Raw genomic sequence first — 15318 nt, 5'->3', positions numbered from 1 at the left:
GGACGGTTCCGTCCTGTACGCACGAAACGCCGATGATCCCATTTTTCATGGAATCATCGGCGTTTTTTAAACGGTCTGCATGTCCGCCTCGCCCGAGGGAAGCAACGAGTAAAGACGCGTATCTCCCGATAGCACGTTGTCCACAGTCTGAGACACCCTAACAGGTGCCTGCTGTTTGTGGTTACTCCCTTTTATTCTGAAGGCGGGGAGGGTTTATAATGCGGAATTTGATCATCCTCATCAAAGGCAATCGTGACGTCGGTCACGCCTTTTAAAATCCGGATTTGCAGTTCGAGACGGTCTTTGATGTCATCGGCTTGCGCGATTGTCATGCCACGGTCGACTTCGATTTCAAGATCAACGTGGAAATGATCGCCCTCTTTGATGACTTCAAGTTTTTCGATATCACGGACATCTTTATCACGGAGTAAAATCTCTGCGATTTTTGCCGTCAAGACTTCATCACTTTCACCGAGCGCACCGGCTGCATTTTGGATGAAGACGTTATAGACGACGTAAAACATCATCAATCCGATTAAAACAGAAGCAATCCCTTCTGCTTGATAAAACGATGTATAGTGCGAAATGAGAACAGCGATAATGGCGATGAGACCACCCAGTGTCGCAACTAAGTCTTCCATAAAGACGAGGCGCGTCGCTGGTTTTGCTTGTCCAAGCTTCGAAAAACTTTCGCGAACGAGCGTGAATCCACGCGATTTCAGACCGGTTTCATGAGCGATTTCAATCATGGCTTTATAAAAGACACCCATTTCAAGGAAAACGCCGATTCCGAGCGCTGTTAAAATGATCCACAGTCCGCTTGTTTCTTCTCCTGGAGCATGTAGAATATGCAACACGCCCTCACGGATCGTCTCATACGCTAAAATGGCGACGACGATAATTGCTGCGAGCAGGACGAGATTGACGAGTCGGCCGAATCCATTCGGGAATCGTTTTGTTGGTGCTTTTTTACTTAACGCAGATCCGACATAAACGAACATTTGATTGGCAGCATCACCGATCGTATGCATCATTTCTGCGAACATGGCGATGTTACCGGTTAAGATATAAGCGATGAATTTAATAATGGCAATAATCGTATTGACGATAGCGGCAGCTAAAGCAGATTTATTACCACGCCTCATTAGTGAGAAAAAGTTGGCCATAGTGTGATCCTCTCCTTTTAAAAAAGCAGGAAAGCGGAATTAACCGCGTCCTGCTTGGAATGATGGATAAAGTGACATACCGCCGTCTGCAAATAGTGTGATGCCGGTCACGTAACTGGATTCGTCAGAAGCAAGCCATGCAGCGACAGCGGAGATTTCTTCCGGTTTACCAATGTTGCCCATTGGAATCATGCTTTCGACTTCTTTACGTTGTTCCGGGTCTTCAAATTTCTCTGCATTGATTGGTGTGTTGATCGCTCCCGGCCCAATCGCATTGATTCGAATTCCTTTTGGTGCATATTCCATTGCGAGCGTCTGCGTCATCAGTTTGACGCCACCTTTACTTGCCGCATAGTGAACAAATGTTGGCCATGGAATGATTTCGTGAACGCTCGACATATTAATGATGTTTCCCTTAATGTCGTTCTCGACAAAGTATTTCAAGGCTTCACGTGCTCCGAGGAATGAACCGGTTAAGTTGACATCGATGACTTTTTGCCAGTCTTCGAGGGACATTTCGTGCGATGGTGATGGCATTTCGACACCGGCATTGTTGACGAAGATATCGAGTCGACCAAAGTGGTCAACTGTTTCTTTAACAAGACGAATCATATCGTCCTCTTTTGATACATCTGCTTGAATCGTAATGGCTTCTCCACCGGCTTGCTTGATTTCTTCTGCAATCTGATCTGCTTCTTCCGGATGGCTCCGATAGTTGATGACGACCTTTGTGCCTTCTTCCGCGTAACGACGGACGACGGCTTCACCAATCCCCATTGAACCGCCTGTGACGATAGCTACTTTTCCAGTTAAACTGTTATACATGAAAATCGACTCCTTTAAAAGTTATTGTTTCGTAAATCCGATCATGATACCGCCCGCTACGACGAGGATACAGCCGATGATAACGAACGTCATTTCTTTTTTCGTTTTTGCTTCTTTCAAGAACAGGACGCCACCGATTGTCGAGATGACGACACCGGTTTGCGATAACGAAAAGCTTGTTGCGACGCCGACACGTGCCGTTGCGAAGAGCAGGGCGATGTTACCGACAGCCCACATGATACCGGCAAGGCCATTTGTGAACGTCTGTTTCGCAAACAAATTCCCTTTGCGTAATGAAAGTAAAATGGCGCTGACGACCATCCCGATTGCTTGTGGTAAAACGGCTTCCCAACCATTGATGTTGAACCAACGGGCGATGACGACATAGCCGACATAACCAATCGTCGAGATGACGAGTAGAAGCAATCCTTTTCCGATGTTTTCATCCTTCTTGCTCTTATCTTCTTTATACGATGTAAAAGCAGCACCGGCGACAATCAGTACTAAAGCGCTAATTCCAAGAATAAGTGCGGATGTATTTGACCATTCACCAAAAGCGAGGACGCCAAACAATGATGTTCCGACGAGTTGCATCCCGGTCGAAATCGGCATCGTTTTCGAAACACCCATTTGTTTAAAAGCAGCAAATTGGTTCATTTGACCAAGTGCCCAAAAAGCACCGGAGAAAAGACCGGCAATCCAGGCTGTCATTGACAGTTCTGGACTGATGAATAAGAACGTCACGAGGGCGAATGCTAACGCACCGAGTGTTGTCCCGATAATTTGTTGTTCTGTTGAACCGCCGATTTTTGAAACGACGAGAGGCAACGTCCCCCACATCAATGCAGGAACGATGGCAATTAAAATATCAATCAAGTGATTCACCTCTTCCATTTGTTCTATCTACTTGAAGATGTACCCCGGGAATCCCGACGAAAAACCTCTAATGGGTAACGAATATTATCTTAAAATAAAAAACGCCCCACGAATGGGACGTGAAAATTATTATTTAAAGGGTTCATCAGCGATGCGGACGATGTGTCGTCCGATTCGTCGAGCGTTCCAGAGGGCGACGACAGCAATCGTTAAAGAAATTCCCATCAAGTCATACTGGCTTAAAAAATAGCCACCATAACTGACAGGTAAGCTGACGATTCCGACGAGCGAACTGGTCCACTGACGAATTTTAAGCGATTCCATGTTCGCGACGCGTGAGAATTTTTGCTGTTCGAATAACCGCCAGCGTGTTGGTTCACTGAGGGCATCATTGACTAGGCGAGGAAAGGCGAGAAGTCGTGCGCCGTAAGACCCTGCAATCTGTAAGTAACGATTCTGGTTTTTCCCTTCTTCGTCCAGCCAACGGCGGACCATCGGTTTCGCGAGTTCAAGCAAGTTTATTTTTGGTGAGAGGATTTGCAGGATACCAAGGATCGTCGAAGCGGCACGACCGAAAAAGGCAAACTCGGCCGGTAATTGAATCGGTTCATTCCGAACGAGTAATTCAATATCAGACAGTACTTTTTCAATTAATTTCGTATCGACGTTCTCCATATCGCTTTCAAGGTAAAAGTTGACGGCTTTTTCAATCGCCTGGCGGATATTTTGTTTGTTGGCGTTCGGTAATAAGAAACGTAAGTCTTCCAAACCGTCGACGATTGCATCGTAATCGAGTGTGACGAACGACTGTAAGATTCCTTGAATCGCCCGCATATCGTCCGGGGTCGTCGCACCGATCATCCCGAAGTCGAGCAGGACGATTTTTCCGTCTGCCTGGACGAGGACGTTGCCGGGGTGGGGATCGGCATGGAACTTCCCACCGAACAGCAACTGTTCGCCCGCATTCAGGAAGAGGTTACGCGCGAGTTCGTCACGATCGATTTGATGTTCTGCTAAAAACTCGAGGTCCGTGATCCGTGTACCGTCAATCCACTCCATCATCAAGACGCGATTCGTACAGTGTTCTTCATAATAGTCTGGAATGTAGATGACAGGGTTCGTTTCATACATCTTTTTAAAGTAGAGACCATTTTTTAATTCGGTCCGATAATTCAGTTCATCTCCGATGACGAAGACCATTTGGCGATAAAGACTTTGGAGGTCAGTCGATTTATTGAGTGACGTCCGCCGAAGCATCGCGATGACGAGACGCATCGCGCGGAAATCCGTTTTAATGATTCGTTCGATGTTAGGACGCTGGACTTTGATTGCGACTTTTCGCCCGTTCGATTTGAGTGTCGCACTATATACTTCTCCGATCGAAGCAGATGCGATGGGGCGAGGACTGATATTATCGACGACGTCTTCGATCGGCATGCCCCAGTCTTCCTCGATGATTTTTCGAGATTCCCCGAGTTTGCTCGATGGGACCTTATCGACGAGTTCAGTTAACTCCATTAAAACGGTTGGTGGGAATAAGTCGGCACGAATCGATAAAAACTGCCCGAGTTTAATCAGGAGTCCTTCGAGACGCAGTGCTTTCTTCTTATAATCACGCGCAATCGTGATCATGATGCGCTCGAATTCTTCAGTATTCGTTCCTGGTCGGTTTTTCCGGGTGAATCGATAGATAGTCCAAATATAACGAGCGAACATCGTCACGATGACGAAAATCCGGTAGAGCGCCCAACGTTTCATACGGTCACCTAGCTTCCTGTACAGTTTGTTTCAGTATAGGTTACTTTACCTAAAAACGTCACTTACAAACGGCTGAAAAAAGAATCGTAAAAATAAGGTGGACGCGACGCAAAAAGAGAGTATAGTAAGTAATGGAATTTCAATGTGGAAAGGTGAAATGTGTGCATGTCCTGGGACTTATTAAATATCATCGGAACGGTCGCATTTGCGATGAGTGGCGCGATCGTCGCGATGGAAGAAAAATATGATTTGTTTGGGGTTTGGTTATTGGCATTGATTACGGCGTTCGGAGGCGGTGCAATCCGGAACTTGTTGATTGGTGTACCCGTCTCGGCACTTTGGTCGCAAGGCGGATTGTTCTTGATCGCGATTTTAGTCGCATTATTAATCTTTGTTTTACCACAATTATTTTTACCACATTGGTCACGGTGGGGCGTACTCGCCGATGCACTCGGTTTATCCGCATTTGCGATCCAGGGTGCACTCATGGCATCTGCAAAAGGCTTACCTCTTTCAGCAACGATTTCAGCAGCTGTTTTAACGGGTGTCGGCGGTGGTGTCATCCGGGATTTACTTGCCGGACGCAAACCGCTTGTCCTGCATAAGGAAATCTATGCGATGTGGGCCGTCATGGCCGCGCTCGTCATCGATCGGTTCCAACTGACGAATCCTCTGCATTTGTTCACATTACTGGGACTCATTACGATTTTACGTATGCTATCTTATTATTATGAATGGAATTTACCGGCACGACGTTTAGGGGGAGAATGACATGAAAGTATTGATTATGATTGGTTCTTTATCGATGATGGTAGCGGTCGCACTCGGTGCGTTCGGAGCGCATGCGCTAAAAGATATGTTATCTGAGCGGATGCTTGCGAACTGGCAGACGGGTGTCCTCTATCAGATGGTGCACTCACTTGGGATTTTGGCACTCGGTGGCATGTTACTGAAAGTTTCGATTTCACAATTTTCGCTTGCAGGTTGGTTGATGCTCGCCGGAATCGTCTTCTTCTCCGGCAGCTTATATGTCATGGCGCTGACAGGGATTACAAAACTCGGTGCAATCACACCGATTGGCGGCGTTCTGTTCATCGCAGCATGGATTTTTGTCGCGATTGGTGCGTATAAGGGATTATGATCCATCGACTGACTTGAAAGTTGGTCTTTAAACGAAAATATGGGAGTGGATTTTATATCCACTCTCTTAGAATGTAGACAACGTGATAGCGGGAGTTAAAAGCGTCTTTTTTCGTTGCTTTCCTCGGGCGAGACGCAAGCCGTTGCTCCTTGATCCTAGCGGACAACGAGCAGGGTCTTGCCTGCCTCTGAAAATGCGTTGAACACGCACTTTTTCCCGTAGGAGTCAACGAAACGTGACGCTTTTTATAGGAATACCTTGAGGGAAATCCAGGCATGCAGACAGTTTAGAGCGCAGTCCGTCTCGAATCGCTTTGAAGACGAAGCAAGACAGGGAAGCACGAACGAATTGCCTCCCGATATCGCATGTTCAAAGTTTGTCTACACACTGGGAGTGGATGTATATCCCCTCTCTTTTTTTTGTCTTTTTACGACGATTACGCCATCGAAATAAAAAAATCGGTCAAGAGACATCACTGCCTCTTGACCGATTACGATTGAAGCAACTGCCTCAATGCTTTATTGGTTGTGTTTTATTTAGCTTCGATAATGCTTGCTCATAGCGATCCAGTACACGTTGTGCGACTGGCTTTAGCTCTTTTGAAAGCACAGCGAATTGCAACTCACGCGATCGCGTTGACCGGTTCATAGCATTCCCCATGATCATTCCTCCTTAACGTATAAAACGTACATCTTTTATGGCCGCAAAGAGTATATTCCCATAGGGTTTTTCTATGAAACGTCTTTTAGCATATTAAAGCGCGAAATGTGTTTCGAGCTCGCTTGACTCAAGACGGTTGCCGATGAAGAACTCACCGAATTCACCGTATTTTGCACTCACTTCGTCAAAACGCATTTCATAGACGATTTTTTTGAACTGGAGGATATCATTCGCGAACAAGGTGACGCCCCATTCCCAATCGTCAAAGCCAGTTGATCCACCGATAATCTGTTGAATCTTCCCAGCGTAGCTCCGTCCGATCATACCATGACGGTACATGAGCTCTTTCCGTTTCTCCATCGAAAGCGTGTACCAGTTATCGCCATCGCGACGAGATTTACTCATCGGATAGAAACAGATGTGCTTCGATTTTGGCAAGATTGGATAGAGACGGTCGCGTACATACGGGTTCTCATACGGGTTCCCTTCGCCAGATCCACGGTATGTGCCGAGTTCGACGACGGAGACATATGAATACGTCGGGATGAGATAGTCATATAAGTCGAGTTTTTGCATCTTCACTTCGACGGCTTGGATGTCTTCCATTGTCGGACGAAGGACCATCAAAACGAGATCTGCTTTTTGACCGATGATCGTATAGAGGGCATGACTGCCTTCTTTTTGTTCTTCGACTTGTCCGAGCTCAGCTAAGAACGTTTGGAACTCGTTGATCATTTTCGTCCGGACAGTTGTTTCGACTTGTTTTAAGCGCGACCAGTCAATCCGGCGGAAATCATGTAATGTATACCAACCGTCGAGTGTTTCGGCGGCTTGCTGTGTAGCAGTTGGTTCTGATGTTTGATGTTCCATGAAAAAACCTCCTGAAATCTATAATGAAAAGTACATTCTCCATTGCTAATCTTATCATAGATCGGACAGTTCATCGCAACAAAACAACCGTCTCTCATTAGGGGTAGAGACATGAAGTAACACGAATCGGGGTATGAAGTAAAAGGGTGTGATGAAACGCGTTAAGCGCCTTCTGTACTATTCCTAGAAATAACTGTAATAGTGATGAAATTCCGCTCCGTGTAATGGGTAAAAGAAGTTTTTTGCAAATTGTTTTAATAACGAAACAGAACTGTGTATAATGAACGATGGAATGTATAAGGAATAGAAACCGACACTTGATTGACATAAAAGGAGAGAAAATCATGCAATTATTCGAAATGCTTGAGACAAAAGTAAAAGCACACCAACCATCAATCGTTTTCCCAGAAGGAATCGACGCACGTGTTCTTGGTGCTGCTGTCCGCCTGAAAAAAGATGGTCTCGTCACACCAGTCGTTATCGGACCACGCGTGAAGATTGAAGAGACGGCGTCGGCGAACGGAATCGACGTAACGGATCTTGAAACAATCGACCCGGCTTCGTACGATGCGATGGAAGAACTTGTTGCTTCATTCGTCGAGCGCCGTAAAGGAAAAGCGACAGAAGAACAAGCACGTGAAGTCATCTTAAAGGACGTCAACACATTCGGAACGATGCTCGTGCATACAGGTAAAGCAGAAGGTCTCGTCTCGGGTGCGATGCACGCGACTGGCGATACAGTCCGCCCGGCACTTCAAATCATCAAAATGCAAGAAGGCTATAAGAAAACATCGGGTGTCTTCATCATGGTTCGTGATGATGAGCAGTATGTCTTCGCTGACTGCGCAATCAATATCGCACCTGACGCAAACGACTTAGCAGAAAATGCGATTGCATCAGCTAAAACAGCAAAAACATTCGGCATCGAGCCGAAAGTGGCATTGCTCAGCTTCTCGACAAAAGGTTCAGCAAAATCACCTGAAACAGAACGCGTCGTCGAAGCAACACGTCTCGCAAAAGAACGTGCGCCTGAACTTGCAATCGATGGAGAGTTACAGTTTGATGCAGCGTTCGTCCCGAGCGTCGCAAAATCAAAAGCACCAGAATCAGATGTTGCAGGTCAAGCCAACGTCTTCATCTTCCCAAGCCTTGAGTCAGGAAACATCGGCTACAAAATCGCACAACGTCTTGGTGGATTCGAAGCGATCGGACCGATTCTCCAAGGTCTCAACAAACCGGTCAACGATCTTTCACGTGGATGTAACGAAGAAGATGTCTACAAACTTGCGATCATCACGGCAGCTCAAGCAGTTGAAGCAAACGCATAAAACGGAAAAGTCTTTACTTTTTCAGAGAACATCGTAAAATGAAACACATCATGCACGAATCATAAACGTATAGCAACGCTCGTATAATAGTGGGAATTGGCCCACGAGTCTCTACCGGATCGCCGTAACGATCCGACTACGGGTGGTGAGTTACTGCTCTCTTTTTTGGCGTACAGTGGCTGCCCCCGGGGGTAGCGCTGTACGTTTTTTTTCGTCAATAAAGGAGAACTCAGCTATGAAACGTTTAGAAGAAATGATTAACAAAGAAGGAATCGTCCTGTCCGATCAAGTCTTGAAAGTCGATGCATTCCTTAACCATCAAGTCGATCCGACATTGATGTGGGAAATTGCTTATGAATTCATGAATCAGTTTCAAGACGCAGGCATTACGCGGATTTTAACGATTGAAGCAGGTGGAATCGCACCGGCGATGATGACGGCGCTTCGTCTCGGTGTACCGATGGTCTATGCACGAAAAACGAAGTCGCTGACGTTAAACGAAGGAACGATTTCAGCAGAAGTCTACTCGTTTACGAAACAGCAGACGAGTACGATCACAGTCGCTGAAAAGTACTTACAGCAAGGTGAACGTGTGCTGATCATCGATGACTTTTTAGCGAACGGGGAAGCGGCGTTCGGTCTTGCTAAATTAGTCGAGCAGGCAGGAGCAGAAGTCGTCGGTATCGGAATCGTGATCGAAAAATCATTCCAACCGGGGCGAGAGAAGTTACTTGATGCAGGATTCCGTGTTGAATCGCTCGCGCGAATTGAAAAATTAGAGAACGGGAAAGCGACGTTCGTCCGCTCGGTGAACGTATGAAATCCTTATCGAATTTTAAAGCGGCAGGGCTCGGACTCCAACATGTCCTCGCCATGTATACAGGAGCAGCCATCGTTCCGTTGATCGTCGGCAGTGCAATCGGACTATCCGGAGAAGGCCTCGCGTATCTTGTCGCGATTGACCTATTCATGTGTGGAATCGCGACGTTACTCCAAGTGTTCGTCACGAAGTATACCGGTGTCGGACTGCCGGTCGTGCTCGGATGTACGTTCACGGCAGTCGGACCGATGATTGCGATCGGTAGCATGCAGGGCATCACGGCGATTTACGGCGCATTAATCGCAAGCGGCATCATCATTTTATTGATTTCCGGACTCTTTAGCCGGATTGCGATTTTATTTCCACCGGTCGTGCTCGGATCCGTCGTGACGATCATCGGAATATCACTCATTCCGGCAGCCATCAATGATATCGGTGGTGGACAAGGCGTTCAAGATTTTGGTGACTTCCGATACCTCGGTCTCGCCGGATTAACGATTACTTTAATCTTGATTTTGAATCGTTACGGCACCGTTTTTTCGAAGGCAGCGGCTGTCTTGATTGCGGTACTCATCGGAACACTTGTCGCGTTCGGCATGGGGATGATTGATTTTAGTCCAGTCTCTGACGCCTCGTGGTTCCAAATGATTACACCGTTTTACTTTGGTGCACCGACGTTTAATATCACGGCGATTTTGACGATGACGCTCGTTGGTCTCGTCTCAATGGTTGAATCGACAGGCGTCTTCTTGACGCTTGGTGAAATCACGGATAAAAAACTCTCGAAGCAAGACTTAGCACGCGGTTACCGGGCAGAGGGTGCTGCGACAATCATCGGCGGGATTTTCAACAGTTTTCCATACACGACCTACAGTCAAAATGTAGGGCTTGTTCAACTAACGGGCGTTAAAACAAGAAAAGTCATCATCTTTGCCGGGTTGTTTTTAATCATCCTCGGTTTCTTGCCGAAAGTCGCCACCTTTACGACACTGATTCCGAAACCAGTCCTTGGTGGGGCAATGCTCATCATGTTTGGGACGGTCGCAGCAAGCGGAATTCGAATTCTGTCTCGCGTCGACTTCGCAAAAAACGACCACGTCTTGACAGTCGCCTTATCGCTTGGCGTCGGACTCGGCATCAGTATGAACCCAGCGATCGTATCCGGTTTACCGGAACAAATCCGCGTCTTGACGGATAGCCCGATTGTCGCCGGTTCGTTGACGGCATTGCTTCTCAATGGTTTGTTCCGTTTGGCTGATCGCAAGCAGCGTACAGAAGACGAACAATTCGCAAAAGCTGAGTAAATAGTAGAACGATTGTGTTACGAGCAGACCTGCATCTTCGGATGGAGGTCTCTTTTTTGTATGAGACGACGTTACACAAATCAGAATATTTCGAGTATGGGAAGAAAGTGGTAAATCTCACTTGAAAACGTTTACAAATCAGACACCTCTTCTTTATACTGACAACGTAGCAGTTTGGGGAACTGCTAAGAACGATAGAGAGACAGGAAGGACGTCGTACAAATGAAGCAACAGACAGAGCTAAATCGGGGACTGGAAGAGCGTCATATTACGTTGATGTCGCTGGGGGCGGCAATCGGTGTTGGACTTTTCCTAGGCTCGGCAAAAGCCATTCAGTTGGCAGGACCAGGGATTCTGATTGGTTATTTAATCGGCGGTATCATCATCTTCATCATCATGCGGGCACTTGGGGAGCTCGCGGTACGTGAACCGGTGGCGGGAAGCTTTGCTGAATACGCCCGGAAATATGTCAGTCCACTCGCTGGATTTTTGACCGGGTGGAATTATTGGCTTCTGTGGATTTTTACATGCATGGCAGAAATCACAGCAGTCGGAATTTATATGCAGGAATGGTTCCCGCAGTCGGAACGCTGGATTTGGGCGCTTGCAGCATTACTACTTATGACGAGCATTAATTTCATTGCCGTCAAATTTTATGGCGAATTCGAATTTTGGTTCGCCTTGATTAAGATCGTCGCGATTGTCGCGATGATTATTCTTGGGACATTGACGATTGTCGTCGGACTTGGCAACGGAGGCACACCGGTCGGGATTTCTAATCTTTGGTCGCATGGTGGATTCCTGCCAAACGGATTCGGGGGCGTCCTGCTGGCGATGCAAATGGTCATGTTTGCGTTTTTAGGCATTGAAGTGATTGGGGTCACAGCTGGGGAAGCTAAAAATCCGAAGAAAACGATTCGGAAGGCGGTCAACAACGTCTTTTTACGCATCTTGATTTTCTACATTGGTGCGCTGTTCGTCATCTTGTCGATTTATCCATGGGATCAAGTCGGACAAAACAACAGTAGTCCGTTCGTCTTATTGTTTCAGCAACTGGGTATTCCGGCAGCTGCCGGAATCATCAACTTCGTTGTACTGACAGCAGCTTTATCGTCATGTAACTCGGGGATTTTCTCGACGGCACGGATGATGATGAACCTGGCACAGAACGAAGAAGCACCAAAACGATTCGCAAAGATTTCCAAAAACGGTGTTCCGGCAATCGCAACGATTCTTTCAGGAATCGCGCTGCTCGTCGGCGTCGCCTTAAACTACTTCTTACCGGAAAACGTTTTTGCGATCGTGACGAGTATCGCGACGTTCGGAGCCGTCTGGACATGGGCGATGATTTTGATTTCGCAAATGCGGGCTCGGAAAGTCTATGGTACGGCAGAATTCGGCGTTCCATTTTTCCCGGTCGCGAACTACATCGCCTTGCTCGCACTGGCTGGCGTCATCGTCTTGATGGCGTTTGATGCCAGTACGCGCATTGCGCTCATCGTCGGACCACTTTGGTATGTGATTTTGATTGCGGTCTACTATGCGCGGGGGATGCATAAGCAGACACGACGCTCGTTCGACCGGGCATCAGGGGAATGAATCAGGGAGACCGGCTTCGGCCGGTCTCTTTTGTTCTGTTTCGACGTCAGTTTTGCTACACTGAACAAAGATGAAACAAGAGGAGGAACTTACGATGAAAACAATCCATGTCGATGAGTTACAAGAAAAGCTTGAAGCCGGTGAAGCACTTCACGTCGTGGACGTGCGCGAGCAGGATGAATACGACGCGGGTCATATCCCGAACGTCCGTTTTTTACCGATGTCTGAAATCGGTGAACGCTATACGGAGCTGCAAGAAGGTGAAACGTACTACCTGATCTGTAAAGCAGGTGGACGCAGTGAAAACGTCGGACGTTTCCTCGAACAGTATGGCTATGACATCGTCAACGTCGAAGGCGGGATGATGAACTGGAAGGGCGATCAAGAAGCGTAAAGCGATAGTGTTCTTTTCTCAAACGTTCTGTTCGCGAAGTTATTCCGCATCACTTTATAGGTAGTTCGAGAAGGTAATCCATGAAAATGGATTACCTTCTCAGGCTGTGGACAACGTGCTATCGGGAGATACAGTGTCTTTTTTCGTTGATTTTCTCTGGCGAGGCGCAAGCCGCTGCTCCTTGATCCTAGCGGACAACGAGCAGGGTCTTGCCTGCCTCTGAAAAGTGCGCTAAACATGCACTTTTCCCCGCAGGAGTCAACGAAACGTGACACTTTTTAGGGAATACTGTGACGGAAAGCTGGGCATGCAGGCGGTTTAGAGCGCCGCGATTCGTCTCGTTATCGCATGTTCACGCTTCATAAGAGTTTGTCTGCACGCTGAGAAGGTTATCCATGAAAATGGATTACCTTCTTTTTTATTTAGTTGTGAAAAATGACACGTTCTGACCGATATATAGATTAGAACAACGAGTTTACATATCGGGAAGAGGAGTCGTGTATGGAACAGACAAAAAAACGAACGATTAGCATCAAGCAGAAACTAATTATCACATCTTTGCTCTTATTATTGATTCCATCGTTATTGATTGGTTTTGTTGCATACAATCAAGCGAAACAGAAAATCACAGATCAAATCCTGCAATCTGCGCATGCCGGTGTTGACCGGATGAACGATGAAATCATGAATATCGTCGATCCGATGCGGCGCGATGTTGCTTTCTTTGCAGACCGGATTGATGGAATGCTCTATCAAAAAGGGAAACAGAATTTAGCATTGAAAGAAAAGATGACAGAATATCTCGATACACACCCGCAAGCGGCAAATCTTTATTACGCGACGACAGCAGGGGAGATGGTAATTTACCCAGAACAATCCTTACCGGATGACTACGATCCACGGGAACGGCCGTGGTATCAGGCAGCGGAAGAAGCCGGTGGGAAAGTCGTCATTACTGATCCATACGTCGACGCAGCTTCAGGGAAGATGATGGTCACCCTTTCACAAACGGGTGGTGATGGACGTGGTGTCATTGCTGTCGATGTGGATGTCGATCGAATTTCTGAAATCGCTAAAAAAATTAAAATCGGTCAAGAAGGTTATGTCACGATTCTCGATTCCAATAAGAATTTCGTCACACATCCGACAAAGAAGGCTGGAGAAAAGGCATCAGGAGACTGGGTCACGTCCCTTTATGCCGGGAAAAATGGTCAGTTTTCTTATGAGTTTGAGAATCAAGGAAAGAAAATGGACTATATGACGAACAGTTTGACGGGATGGAAAGTCGCCGGAACACTGTACGATAAAGAAATTACAAATGAAACATCGGGCATTCTTTGGACGACGCTTGCCGTCATCGCTGGAACGTTCTTGTTAGCAGCTGTCTTACTCTACTTTATTCTCCGTTCGATCCTCCGTCCGTTAAGTCGTTTGACGGAAAGTGCCGATCGGATTAAAGAAGGTGATTTGACGGAGCAAGTCATCGTCGAATCCAATGACGAAATCGGTCAGGTGGCCCAAAGTTTTAATGTCATGGTCACATCACTCCGGTCGATCGTGACGAACCTCGATCAATCGATTGGGCAAGTTGCGGCGTCTTCAGAAGAATTGATGGCGAACGCAGCGCAAACGACAGCAGCTTCCGAGCAAATCGCAGGTTCCGTCCAACAGATGGCAGCAGGTGCTGACCACTCGAAACGTCAACTCGAAGGAAACGCTGTATCACTCCAAGCGATTACGTCAGGTGTCATGCGAATCGCAGAGAGTTCGACGAACGTCTCCGAGCTATCACGGGCAACAGCACTCGAAGCAGAAGACGGAACGATTGCGGTCGGGAAAAATGTGACACAGATGAAAGCGATTGATGCATCGGTCGAAAACTTCGGTGAAGTCATTCAATCCTTGGCTCATCGCTCAAACGAAATCGGAAAGATTGTCGATGTCATCAACGGGATTGCAGCCCAAACGAACTTGCTTGCCTTGAATGCAGCAATCGAAGCAGCACGGGCCGGCGAAAATGGCAAAGGATTTGCGGTCGTCGCGAGTGAAGTTCGGAAGCTAGCCGAACAGTCACAAGAGTCGACAAAACAAATTTCGGGCCTGATTACAAACATCAAGCAGGAAACAGAACGGTCGGTTTCCTTGATGAAAGAAGTATCGCATCATACGAAAGCCGGACTTGAGACGACAGAAGATTCAGCGGAACGTTTCAAGAAAATTATGTTACGGACACAAGAGATGACGCCACGAATCGAAGATGTCACAGCGACGGTCGAAGAAATCGCGGCGAACGTCCAAGAAGTGTCGGCTTCGGCAACGGAAATCGCTCATATTGCGGATGAGAATTCGACAGCATCCGAACATGTTGCGACGACGACGGAAGAACAGCTCGGTTCGATGGAAGAAATTTCGCAATCCGCGAAAGCATTGTCGGATATGGCAGAAGAACTACAAGAAATGGTGACGCAATTCCGCGTTTAAACCAGAAGAAGGCGACTACGTCAGCGAAACTGAGCTGGACGTAGTCGCTTTTTTTATTGTGAATTTGCTTGAAGCGATAGGAAAACGGGAAAAATA

The 15318-nt window shown here is 47.0% G+C and carries 14 protein-coding genes and 1 riboswitch; of the genes, 8 read left to right on the top strand and 6 right to left on the bottom strand.

The window, feature by feature from the left end; translation table 11 throughout:
* Positions 1-191: 191 nt before the first annotated feature.
* The 4 genes from KNP88_RS12855 to KNP88_RS12840 form a co-directional block, all read right to left on the bottom strand.
* Positions 192-1166, bottom strand: a complete 975-nt coding sequence (locus KNP88_RS12855) for a cation diffusion facilitator family transporter (protein ID WP_214894086.1) — start codon at positions 1164-1166, stop codon at positions 192-194.
* Between the two features lie 39 nt (positions 1167-1205).
* Positions 1206-1991, bottom strand: a complete 786-nt coding sequence (locus tag KNP88_RS12850) for a glucose 1-dehydrogenase (protein ID WP_029332357.1) — start codon at positions 1989-1991, stop codon at positions 1206-1208.
* A gap of 21 nt (positions 1992-2012) precedes the next feature.
* Entirely contained in the window at positions 2013-2864 is an 852-nt protein-coding gene (locus KNP88_RS12845; RefSeq protein WP_214894148.1) for a GRP family sugar transporter, read from the bottom strand.
* A gap of 132 nt (positions 2865-2996) precedes the next feature.
* Positions 2997-4625, bottom strand: a complete 1629-nt coding sequence (locus KNP88_RS12840; protein WP_214767680.1) for an ABC1 kinase family protein — start codon at positions 4623-4625, stop codon at positions 2997-2999.
* A 165-nt stretch (positions 4626-4790) separates the two neighbouring features.
* Between KNP88_RS12840 and KNP88_RS12835 the strand changes: the two genes are divergently transcribed.
* Together KNP88_RS12835 and KNP88_RS12830 are read left to right on the top strand one after the other, a co-directional pair.
* On the top strand, positions 4791-5396 hold the full coding sequence (locus KNP88_RS12835; RefSeq protein WP_029332360.1) for a trimeric intracellular cation channel family protein: 606 nt from the start codon (positions 4791-4793) through the stop codon (positions 5394-5396).
* 1 nt (position 5397) lies between these two features.
* Positions 5398-5766: a DUF423 domain-containing protein gene (locus KNP88_RS12830; protein WP_029332361.1), complete on the top strand. Its 369-nt coding sequence runs from the start codon at positions 5398-5400 to the stop codon at positions 5764-5766.
* Positions 5767-6276: 510 nt separating this feature from the next.
* Here the strand turns inward: KNP88_RS12830 and KNP88_RS12825 are convergent.
* Positions 6277-6426 carry a hypothetical protein gene (locus KNP88_RS12825; protein WP_204251414.1) on the bottom strand — a complete coding sequence of 50 codons (150 nt, stop codon included), beginning with the start codon at positions 6424-6426 and terminating at the stop codon, positions 6277-6279.
* 93 nt (positions 6427-6519) lie between these two features.
* Complete coding sequence (hemQ, locus tag KNP88_RS12820) at positions 6520-7296, bottom strand: hydrogen peroxide-dependent heme synthase (protein WP_159173997.1); 777 nt, start codon at positions 7294-7296, stop codon at positions 6520-6522.
* Positions 7297-7640: 344 nt separating this feature from the next.
* On the opposite strand from hemQ, the gene pta reads away from it, so the two are divergent.
* From pta to KNP88_RS12790, 6 genes are all read left to right on the top strand, one after another.
* Positions 7641-8624: a phosphate acetyltransferase gene (gene pta, locus KNP88_RS12815; RefSeq protein WP_251137227.1), complete on the top strand. Its 984-nt coding sequence runs from the start codon at positions 7641-7643 to the stop codon at positions 8622-8624.
* A 59-nt stretch (positions 8625-8683) separates the two neighbouring features.
* Positions 8684-8783: riboswitch (purine riboswitch) on the top strand.
* Between the two features lie 76 nt (positions 8784-8859).
* The gene (locus tag KNP88_RS12810; RefSeq protein ID WP_214894085.1) at positions 8860-9444 is read left to right on the top strand and encodes a xanthine phosphoribosyltransferase; all 585 of its coding nucleotides are present in this window, start codon (positions 8860-8862) and stop codon (positions 9442-9444) included.
* A complete protein-coding gene (locus KNP88_RS12805) occupies positions 9441-10748 on the top strand; it encodes a nucleobase:cation symporter-2 family protein (protein WP_214894084.1) in 1308 nt (435 codons plus the stop codon). Before KNP88_RS12810 ends, KNP88_RS12805 begins: the two co-directional genes overlap by 4 nt.
* A gap of 222 nt (positions 10749-10970) precedes the next feature.
* On the top strand, positions 10971-12347 hold the full coding sequence (locus tag KNP88_RS12800; RefSeq protein WP_214894083.1) for an amino acid permease: 1377 nt from the start codon (positions 10971-10973) through the stop codon (positions 12345-12347).
* A gap of 94 nt (positions 12348-12441) precedes the next feature.
* Positions 12442-12741: a rhodanese-like domain-containing protein gene (locus tag KNP88_RS12795; protein ID WP_114597167.1), complete on the top strand. Its 300-nt coding sequence runs from the start codon at positions 12442-12444 to the stop codon at positions 12739-12741.
* A gap of 501 nt (positions 12742-13242) precedes the next feature.
* On the top strand, positions 13243-15222 hold the full coding sequence (locus KNP88_RS12790; RefSeq protein WP_214894082.1) for a methyl-accepting chemotaxis protein: 1980 nt from the start codon (positions 13243-13245) through the stop codon (positions 15220-15222).
* The last annotated feature ends 96 nt before the right edge of the window (positions 15223-15318 follow it).

It is taken from the genome of Exiguobacterium sp. H66 (assembly GCF_018618705.1).
GTDB lineage: Bacteria > Bacillota > Bacilli > Exiguobacteriales > Exiguobacteriaceae > Exiguobacterium_A > Exiguobacterium_A oxidotolerans.
The sequence above is the reverse complement of the archived record's forward strand: the minus strand, read 5'-3'. Positions and strand labels throughout refer to the sequence as shown.